Origin of the sequence: Allosalinactinospora lopnorensis (assembly GCF_000981225.1) — a bacterium.
Lineage (GTDB): Bacteria > Actinomycetota > Actinomycetes > Streptosporangiales > Streptosporangiaceae > Allosalinactinospora > Allosalinactinospora lopnorensis.
In genome coordinates this window covers 1-8,869 of sequence record NZ_LAJC01000117.1, presented here as the reverse complement: position 1 = coordinate 8,869, position 8,869 = coordinate 1, and the positions used below count along the sequence as shown (strand labels likewise).

Sequence of the window (8,869 nt, the reverse complement as noted above, 5' to 3'; positions counted from 1 at the left end):
GCTCGGACAGCAGCTGCTGGAGGGTGGTGGGGCGCGAAGGCCGCGCGGCCCTCGGTGCGGTGCGCCGGCGCCGCTGGTCGTGTCCTGTTTCGGGAGCCTGGGGCGGGGCGATGGTGATGACCCCGTGAACGGGCTCCGGGCGAGGCTCAGTGACGGGGCGTCCGTGCATCCAGCCGGTGCGGGGGGCAGTGAGCAACGCCAGATATCCGGTGAGTGCACGCAGCGGGGTACGGCCCTCGATCGTGGCGTGGCGCACCGCCCAGGTGGCGGCAATGGGGGCGGCGATGACGATCACGGCGAACGGGCCCAGATGGCTCCACAGCGGCCAGGTCTTTGCCAGCAGGTAGAGCCCTACGGCCAGCACCCCGAGCTGGGTAGCGGTGAAGGGGCCCATCGGCAGGGTCCAGCCCTGGATTTTGCCGATCACCCAGGGGTGGCGCCGGGCTTTGGTGTAGGAGCGCCCGACCAGCGCATAAGGCTGGTCGGGCGTCTGGTTGGGCTCGTTCACGCCGTAGACCCCACGCCTGCCGGGGCTGTCACGCTGAGGGGGGCGGCGATCTCGCCCTCGACCATGTCGGACAGCGAGGTGACGTTGTTGACGATGGCGATCACGATCGCCATCCCCAGGGCGGCGATCGCGGCCTTCTTCCAGGAGCGGTACACGATGTAGGCCATGAGGACCACGAAGGCTCCGATGAGCCACAAGGTGGGGGTGACGAGGTCGGTGACCTGGGTGAGCTTGTCGCCGTACCAGTCCAGGACGCTCGCATGCATGGGAAATCTCCTTCGGCTTGGCCAGGGTGGCGTGGCAGGGCTAGTCGGAGGCGTTGTCCTGCTCGGCATCAGCAGGTGCGGGTCGTAGGGCGCTCACCTCCCATCGGCACTGCGTGCGGTCAGTTCCAGGGGGTAGGTCAGGGCGATTGACTCCTCCGAAGCGTCGGTGGCCTCCAGACGGGCCAGCACCTCAACCACCGCTGCGTCGCCGGGGCGCTGCTTCGTGGCCTGCTCTTCGTGACCGGAGCGCGGATAGACCGCGCGTAGCGTCACCGCGGTATAGGGGGTGGGGGAGATCGGGGCCTGGTTGAAGCCGGGGGCGAGGTACCGGTCGAGCTCGCCGTCGGCTGCCAGGTAGGCCCCGGCCCACTGCTCGACCGTCTGCACCAGCGCTCCCGGGGGCACGGCACGGGAGGCGTAGTCCAGCGCCGGTTCCTCCCCTGGGCGCGGCATGGCGACCTCGCTGGGCAGGTCGGCTGCCACCCATCCGGCGCCGCTGCGGAGCACTCCCAGCGAGTAATAGCGGGCGACGGGCGTCTGCGGATCGGTGCGCGGAATCGACACCGCCACCGTGACCCCCCAGTACTCCTCAGAGATCTCGCTGGCGGCCACCGTGGTGGTCCGGAGTCCGGCCTCGGGTGCCGGGTCTGGAAGCTCGCTGTCGGGGGCTGTGGGAAAGAACAGCCCAACCGCTTCCACGTCTCCTTCCAGATAGGCGCTGACGGCGCGCTCGGCCCAACCGGCGGGTCCCAACGCCGAGACCTCGCCACCGCGCTGGGACGGCCCGGCGTCCTGGTGGTCCGCTTGGTCCGGGGCGAACCAGTGGAGGCCCAAGGAGGTCGGGCCACAGGCGATGGACGCCATCAGCGCCAGGCGCAGTGCCCGGGTGGCGGCATCAGTTTGGCGAGTCGCGGCAAACCACGGTTGCGGCTGGCTCTGCGACTCCTGGGCTCGGCCTTCTCGAGGGCGCGAGCGACCGCTCACGCTCAAACGTGGGCGCTTCATTCCCAGTCCTCGCCGAGGGAGTCCGGCTCCAGCGCTCGCAGCCGAGCCTCCACGTGCGCGGCTCCCAACTGCTGGATGCGTTCGAAGGCATCGGCGGCCTGCCAGGCCTGCACGTCGAGGTAGTCCCGCAGTTCTTGGTACAGATGCCGACTGAAAGGGGAGGCCATCAGAGCCTCACAAAGCGACACCAGCCGTGCATAGGCCGCCCCCACGGTCCGCTCATCGTCGGTGAGCAGATCCGGGCACACAACGTCTGGTCCGTCAAGGCCGGAAACGACGTCGTCATGGTCGAAGTCGTCATACATGAATGTGGCTTCCTTCCTGGTCGGGCAACTCAGGGAAGGAAGCCACGCATCGGCTTGTGACGGGGCCGCCTAAAAGACGTTGGTGGCGATATAGCGGGCGGCAGCCTTGGAGAGCTTGCGGGCAGCCCTGCTGCAGCGCTGCCGCATCGCTGCCGGGGTCGCACCGATCGACGTGGCGATCCTGTCGGGATCGCCCAGGCTGGACCAGGCCTTGCGGCCCGGCGATGAGGTGCCGTAGCGCTCCATGAGCAGGTCCGCCTCCGCCGGGTTCAGGATCGATTCGGCCAGTGACCAGGCGAGGAGTTTGGTGAGCTCCTCGCTGGCGTTCATCTGGTTCTCCTCGGCCGGAATTCTGTTGATCTCATCGATGTCGAGAGGGATTTCGCGGCATCCTGGCTGGGCCTGCCGCTTGGCCCGATGGTGGGTGGTCCAGGCGAGGTAGGGGGTGATGTAGCGCTTTCGCTTGTCGATGGGGAAGTTGCGGATGGTTTCCCACATGGCCGCCACGACGAGCTGCGCTTGCTCCTCGGAGTCGTGGACCCAGCCGGTGAGGGAGTAGGCGCTGATAACGACTCTGCCGAGCATCAGCTGCACGACGATACGCGCGGCCAAATCACCGTCCTCATCACGCCGGACCGCGCGCTCCAGCAGCGAGGCGAAGAAGAGGTCGGTCTCCTCGGTGACAGGGCGCCGCGCGATCGCTTCCAGGTCGGCCAGCCTTGCGGCTCCGCCCAGACGCTCGTCCTGCTCGGCCCAACGGTGCAGGGTCTGCTCGATGCTGGCGTCCTGGCGCATCTGTTCCCATTCCCGGTTCAGCTGGCCGATGATAGTGGTGGTGCTCCGGCGGGCGTTCGTAGCGTCCAACTCTGAATCTCCTGCTTGAGGACGATTGGTCGGACACCACGGTTCGAGCCGGGAACAGCCCACTCCTCTCCACCAAATGTCACGGGAAAATCTCGATTTCCGTGGAAGGTTGACATCCCCCCTCGGGGGCGGATCGGCGTTCCTGTCGGGCTTGAGGCTCTTCAAGGCCGCCTTTCACCTGAGCAGAGCCCGCTTGCGGCCAAATCGTTACCGCGTATGGAACGCACCTCCCAGCGCTCATGCGCCGCCTCCTGCTCCCCTTGAGCCGTAAGGCTTCTCGAGCCAAACAGGGCTTCCGCGCCGGCGTCTCCACCCGTTTTGTGGCCATTTCGGCTTTACCTCCCGAGTTCTAGACTCACGAGCTGTTCGCCGACTCTCACTGAGGACGGCTGCTGTTCGGTCGCCCTGCCGTGGGACAACACCATCGTGGAGGTGCGAGTGCCGATCCCCCGACCCTGTTCGGCCTACTGCCGGCGTTTTGCTGCCCTTATCGCTGTGCCGGCCATCGCACTCATGGTGGGGTGCAGTGCCCCAGATGACACTGAGGCCCCTCCCAACGGGCAGGGAGGGGCCGAAGAGATCGACCCCGAGCAAGCCGAGGCCGTCGAAGAGGTCTACCGCGACGTACGCGGCATATACATCGATGCGATGTCGGGCGAGCACGACCTAGAAGACCTTCGGCCTGAACTGGAAGAGCGAGCAGCAGGCCAGGCATTGGACAGCCTCGTCGCCGACGTGGAGCGCTTCCAGGAGGTGGGCCAGGTCTTCGAGGGCGAGCCAGAGATATCCACCGAGGTCACCGCGCTCACCATGGACACCGACCCGCCAGCAGCCACACTCGAGGACTGCTGGGATGACTCCAACTGGCGCCCCGTGGACGCCGAGACCGGCGAGCCCGTCCCCACCCCCGACAAACCGGAACGGCGCGTTATCAAGGTACGCGCCGAGCAGGACGACTCCGATGCATGGGTGCTGACCGAGTGGCGCCCCGAAGAGGGGCGCACATGCTGAAACGCTCTGTTCTGTTCGTCCTTCCACTCGGCATCGCCGGAGCCCTCCTGCAGCCAGGGACCGCAACCGCCGACGTCGTGTGCTCGGAGCTGACCGGTTCGTGCACCCTTCTCGCCGAGGACCAGGGATCTGCAGGAAAGCCACCCGAACGTTCCTCCCAAGAAGGAGCCGGCTCCGCCACTGCCGTCTCCGCCTGCGAGGAGCGCACAGCCGACTCTCCCATGGAAACCTGCGTCGCTCCGGAGCTGATCCCCGGCGGCGAGGACGCCCCCTCGCCCGAGGAACTTGCCCAGCAAGCCATCGAGGAACTGCCGTTACCCGCCCCTGAGGTCGGCCTCGCCCCCAAACCCTCAGGAATGGGGCTGGTCGGGCTTCCGGTGTGGATGTGGGTCTCTGAAGAGGACTGGTCCTCGGTGAGCCAGACGGCATCGGCCGGATCGGTATCGGTGACCGCGACCGCGAGCCCCACCAGCGTCATCTGGCGCATGGGCGAAGGATCGACCGTGATCTGTGAGGGCCCGGGCACCCCCTATACCCCTGAGGCCAAAGCCTCCTCCTCGCCCGACTGCGGCCACACCTACACCCGCACCAGCGCCGACCGCCCCGAGCAGCGCTACCGCATCACCGCCACCGTGCACTGGGAAATCGCCTGGGAAGGCGGCGGAGCCTCGGGAAGCGCTGATCTGACGCGGACCTCCTCCACCTCTCTAGCCGTCGGTGAAGCACAGTCACTGGTCCAGTAATCAGCAGTCCGCACTTTTGGAGAACAGGGTCTTCCATGGCGACCACTTCGCCACATCACGACAACCCACAAAGGAACCACGCCGTCCAGGACGACGCCATCCCCGCGCCTCCGATCCGCCCACCGCGTGGGCGCCGCCGCCCGTGGCTCATCGCACTGGGGATCACCCTGGTCGCCACGTGCGGCGTGGCGGGCGCGGGCCTGCTTTCAGCCGCCGGTGAGCGGGTCGAGGTGCTCGCGGTGGCCCAACCTGTCTCCTACGGCCAAGAGATCACGGCCAAGGATCTCACCACCGTTCGCATCACCACAGACCCGGCCGTGCAGACTGTACCCAAGGCCGATCTGGAGCAGGTCACAGGCCAAATCGCAGGTCGTGACCTGGTCGCCGGAGACCTGCTGACACCCAGTGCGCTGACCCCCAAGCGGACCCCGGGCACGGGTCGGGCGCTGGTGGCCATCCCGCTGGCGTCCAGCCAGCTCCCCTCACAAGGACTCAGGGCCGGCGACCTCGTCCAGATCGTCAGCACCCCGGGGGAGGGCGGGGAACCCCCCAAGAAGCTGCCGCAGAGCATCGACGCCGAGGTGGTGCGGGTCGGCAAGCCCGACGTCGACGGACTGACCGTCATCGACGTCGAGACACCAACGACCGACGGCCCCACGCTCGCGGCCCGCGTGGCGACCGGGCGGATCGCGATCGTGGTGGACACCCCGGGAGGCCAATGATGCTCACCTGCCTGGTCACCGCCAAAGGGGCTCCCGGTGCCTCGGTCACCGCGCTGGCGCTGACCAGCGCATGGCCCTCCCCTGTGATGCTGGCCGAGTGCGATCCGGCCGGCGGTGACCTGCGCGCCGGTCTGCTCGCCGGCCTAGGGCAGAACCGCAACCTCGTCAATCTGGCTACCGCGCACCGCAACGCAACCCTCACCCCGCAGGATCTGGCCCAACAGCTGTACTCGCTGGACGCCCCGGCCCACTCCCGCTTCGTCCTCCCCGGGCTGGTCGACCCGATGTCGGCCTCCGCCCTTGATGGCCTGTGGGAACCATTGGGCTTTCTGCTGCGCGATGTTCGCCTCCCAGAGGCCGGAAAGAACCAGCCGCTGGACGTGGTGGCCGACTGCGGGCGGCTGGAACATCGCCACCTGCCCTGGCCCCTGCTGCAAACAGCCGACCTGGTGCTGATCACTGTGCGCTCGACCATGCCCTCGGTGATGGCGGCGGCTCCCCGGGTTGAGCACCTGCGCCAGGCCCTGGCCAGCCGCGGCGGCCCCGCACCGGCCCTGTCGGCTGCGCTGATCGACGAAGGCCCCTACTCCGCCAAGGACGTCGCCACAGCACTGGGGACCGATATAGCGGTTCGGTTGCCCCATGACCCGGCATCGGTGGAGGACCTGGTGAGTGGTAGGCGCCCCCGGCGTTTCTCCCGGTCGTCCTACATGCGCGCCGCCCGTGCGTGCGCGGCGAACCTCACGCGCTCCATGGCCGTGCGCCCGCGGACCCTCGGTGCGCGGGAAGGAGCCGGTGATGTCGGCTGAAGGCGCACTGGGCGGGATCACCCCCGCCTGGGAGGACGTCCGCCTGATCCGCGACATCGTCGTCGAACGCCTCAGCACCGAGGGCGGGCGCTCCGAGCACCGCCGAGAGCGCGGCCGAGCCGTCATCCAAGAAGAGGTCCGCGCCTGGGCACACAAGCGCGTGCTGGCCGGCCAGCCGCCCAACGGCGCTCTGGAAGCCGAACTGCAGACCCGCGTGTTCAACTCCGTGTTCGGGCTGGGCCGCCTGCAGCCCCTCATCGAGCGCCCAGACGTGGAGAACATCGAGATCAACGGCTACGACCAGGTGTGGATGCGCACCCGTACAGGGGAACTGCTGCGCGGCGAACCGGTCGCCGACAGCGACCAGGAACTGGTCGACGAACTGCGCTACATCGCCTCCCAGGCGGGACGGAGTTTGTCGACAACCTCACCACGGCTGCACATGGAACTGCCTGATGGCAGCCGCCTGGCCGCGGTGATCGAGACGACCCGGCGCCCCCACGCGGTCATCCGCCGTCACCTCCTTCAGGACGTGACGATGAACGATCTGACCGCGAATGGCACGATCTCTGACTCTTTGCGCGCTTTCTTCGTGACCGCGGTCCGGGCCAGGAAGAACATCGTGGTCAGCGGCGCCCAAAACTCCGGAAAAACCACACTCATGCGGGGATTGGTGGCGCTCATCCCTCCTCACGAACGCTTCGCGACCCTGGAGCAGGAGTACGAGCTGCACCTGGACAGGCTGGGGCGCCACCCGCACGTCGTGGCGATGCAGGTGCGCGAAGGCGGCTCGGAGTACGGGCCCGACGGGCGCCCCGCCGGCGAGGTCGGGCTGCAAGACATCGTCCGCGACGCACTGAGAATGAACCTCTCACGCATCGTGGTCGGCGAGGTCCGCGGGCCCGAGGTGGTGCCCATGCTGGATGCGATGACCACCGGCGACGGCGGATCCCTGTGCACCCTGCACGCCCGCTCGGCGCGTGATGCCGTCGAACGCCTGGTCGTGCTCTGCGGCCGTTATGGGATCGCCCCCGATATCGCCTACCGGGTCATCGCTGGGGCCGTGGACCTCATCGTCCACGTCGACCTCCTCGACGACACCTGGCGTGAGGGCGGCCGGCGCCTGCGCTACGTTCGCGAAGTCGTCGAGGTCGCCGGAATCGCAGAGACGGGACGCCCCACCATCAGCGACATCTACAAGCCCGGCGCTGACGGCCGCGCCGAGCCGACCGGCGTTCCCCCGGTGTGTATGCCCGAGTTGCAGCGCGCGGGCCTGGACCCGCGGTGGCTGCAGTCCGCGCACTCCACCTGGCACACCCCTCCCGCGCGCTCCACCGCCCCGCTGAGACAGGTGGGGGCATGATGGACAGCATCGTCGGGGCAGCTCTCGGCGCGGGTGTGGCCGCCGGAGTTCTCGCCATCGTCTTGGGTAGCCTGCCTGCTCCCCTGCCCCCAGCGCGCACACGACGGCTCCGAATCCCCCGTCGGCGCGAACGGATCCGGCTCCTGATCGCAGCAGGAGCCGGGATCAGTCTGTGGCTGTTCACCGGGTGGGTTGTGGCGGTGGTGCTCGCACCGCTGGCCGTCCTGGGACTGCCCTACCTCGTGGGCGGCGAAAAGGAAGCACGCCAGGCCATCGAGCGACTGGAAGCATGGAGGAGTGGGTCCGCCAGCTCGCCTCGCGCCTGAGCGCCGGAATCGTCGTGGAGCAGGCGTTGGTGGCCAGTGCCCAGACAGCGCCGACCGCGGTGCGCGCGGAGGTAGCGCGGCTCAGCGCCCGGCTGCGCAACGGCTGGCCCAGTAGCGAGGCATTACGGCGCTTCGCCGACGAACTCGCCTCCCCCGTCGGTGACCTGGTGGTCGCCGAACTCTCGCTGGCGGCCACCCGCCAGGGCGCTGGCGTCTCGCAGTCGCTGAGCCAGCTCGCTGACCTGGTCGCAGAGGAGGTCGCCATGCACCGCCAGATCGAGGCCGAGCGGGCCCGCCCTCGGTTGACCGCCCGTCTGGTCACCATCATCGCGGTGATCGCCGCGGGCTTTTTGGCGCTGTCGGGCGAGTACATGCAGCCCTACGCCTCGGCCACTGGTCAGATCGCCCTGGCCGGGATCGGCATGGTGTTCATCGCGGCAATGATCTGGATGCGCCGAATGACCGCCACCAGGCCCGGGCCGCGTTTCCTGCAGCCAGCCGAGTCCAGCGGCGGTGACCAGAGATGAGCCTCGCCGTATTCGTCCTGGTAGGCGCGGGTTTCGGCCTGGGCCTCACCCTGCTGGTGGCCGGGTCGGTCTCGAATGTGCCCGATCTACGTTCGGCCCTGGCCTCAGCCAACGCTGAAATTCGACCAAGCCCGCCTGCCACGGCCGCTCCCGTCGGCCGGTGGCAGAGGCTGCTCGCCGATGCCTTGACCCGCCTGTCCGATACCTCGCTGGTGCGTGTGCCGACCCAGTCCCTGGAACTGATCTCGCTTGGCCGGGCCCAGTTCGTTGGCCAGAAGCTGGCAGCCGCTGGCCTGGCCGCCGCATCCCCTTTGGTACTGGCCCTGGTGAGCGCGCTCCTCGGCGCACCGCTGCCCTATGCGGTGCCCGCCGGGTTGTCCCTGGTGCTGGCCGCCATCGGATACATGCTGCCCGACGTGT

The 8,869-nt window shown here is 68.4% G+C and carries 12 protein-coding genes and 1 pseudogene; 8 read left to right on the top strand and 5 right to left on the bottom strand.

Going from position 1 to position 8,869, the window contains the following annotated elements:
• The 5 genes from VS93_RS27365 to VS93_RS25055 all read right to left on the bottom strand — a co-directional run.
• Positions 1-508 (bottom strand): TcpE family conjugal transfer membrane protein (locus VS93_RS27365; protein WP_052745990.1); only part of this gene is annotated, 508 nt, incomplete at its 3' end.
• The gene (locus VS93_RS25070) at positions 505-774 is read right to left on the bottom strand and encodes a hypothetical protein (protein ID WP_046472318.1); all 270 of its coding nucleotides are present in this window, start codon (positions 772-774) and stop codon (positions 505-507) included. The genes VS93_RS25070 and VS93_RS27365, both read right to left, overlap by 4 nt.
• 93 nt (positions 775-867) lie before the next feature.
• The gene (locus tag VS93_RS25065) at positions 868-1,473 is read right to left on the bottom strand and encodes a conjugal transfer protein (protein WP_162231714.1); all 606 of its coding nucleotides are present in this window, start codon (positions 1,471-1,473) and stop codon (positions 868-870) included.
• Positions 1,474-1,775: 302 nt separating this feature from the next.
• Complete coding sequence (locus VS93_RS25060; protein WP_046472317.1) at positions 1,776-2,084, bottom strand: hypothetical protein; 309 nt, start codon at positions 2,082-2,084, stop codon at positions 1,776-1,778.
• Between the two features lie 69 nt (positions 2,085-2,153).
• On the bottom strand, positions 2,154-2,948 hold the full coding sequence (locus VS93_RS25055; protein ID WP_046472316.1) for a sigma-70 RNA polymerase sigma factor region 4 domain-containing protein: 795 nt from the start codon (positions 2,946-2,948) through the stop codon (positions 2,154-2,156).
• 495 nt (positions 2,949-3,443) lie between these two features.
• Between VS93_RS25055 and VS93_RS25050 the strand changes: the two genes are divergently transcribed.
• The 8 genes and pseudogenes from VS93_RS25050 to VS93_RS25020 form a co-directional block, all read left to right on the top strand.
• Positions 3,444-3,959, top strand: coding sequence for a hypothetical protein (locus VS93_RS25050; RefSeq protein WP_052745988.1), 516 nt, complete (start codon positions 3,444-3,446; stop codon positions 3,957-3,959).
• Positions 3,953-4,702: a hypothetical protein gene (locus VS93_RS25045; protein WP_046472315.1), complete on the top strand. Its 750-nt coding sequence runs from the start codon at positions 3,953-3,955 to the stop codon at positions 4,700-4,702. The genes VS93_RS25050 and VS93_RS25045 overlap by 7 nt, the downstream gene beginning before the upstream one ends.
• A 35-nt stretch (positions 4,703-4,737) precedes the next feature.
• On the top strand, positions 4,738-5,424 hold the full coding sequence (locus tag VS93_RS25040; RefSeq protein ID WP_236700725.1) for an SAF domain-containing protein: 687 nt from the start codon (positions 4,738-4,740) through the stop codon (positions 5,422-5,424).
• The gene (locus tag VS93_RS25035; RefSeq protein ID WP_156185010.1) at positions 5,421-6,233 is read left to right on the top strand and encodes a hypothetical protein; all 813 of its coding nucleotides are present in this window, start codon (positions 5,421-5,423) and stop codon (positions 6,231-6,233) included. The genes VS93_RS25040 and VS93_RS25035 overlap by 4 nt, the downstream gene beginning before the upstream one ends.
• Positions 6,223-7,596 (top strand): CpaF family protein, encoded by a 1,374-nt coding sequence (locus VS93_RS25030; RefSeq protein ID WP_046472314.1) that lies wholly within the window; start codon positions 6,223-6,225, stop codon positions 7,594-7,596. The genes VS93_RS25035 and VS93_RS25030 overlap by 11 nt, the downstream gene beginning before the upstream one ends.
• A complete protein-coding gene (locus tag VS93_RS32190; protein WP_236700724.1) occupies positions 7,593-7,922 on the top strand; it encodes a hypothetical protein in 330 nt (109 codons plus the stop codon). The genes VS93_RS25030 and VS93_RS32190 overlap by 4 nt, the downstream gene beginning before the upstream one ends.
• On the top strand, positions 7,886-8,449 hold the full coding sequence (locus tag VS93_RS25025; protein WP_236700723.1) for a type II secretion system F family protein: 564 nt from the start codon (positions 7,886-7,888) through the stop codon (positions 8,447-8,449). Before VS93_RS32190 ends, VS93_RS25025 begins: the two co-directional genes overlap by 37 nt.
• Positions 8,446-8,869: pseudogene (locus tag VS93_RS25020) on the top strand (hypothetical protein); the annotation flags it as partial. The gene VS93_RS25025 and the pseudogene VS93_RS25020, both read left to right, overlap by 4 nt.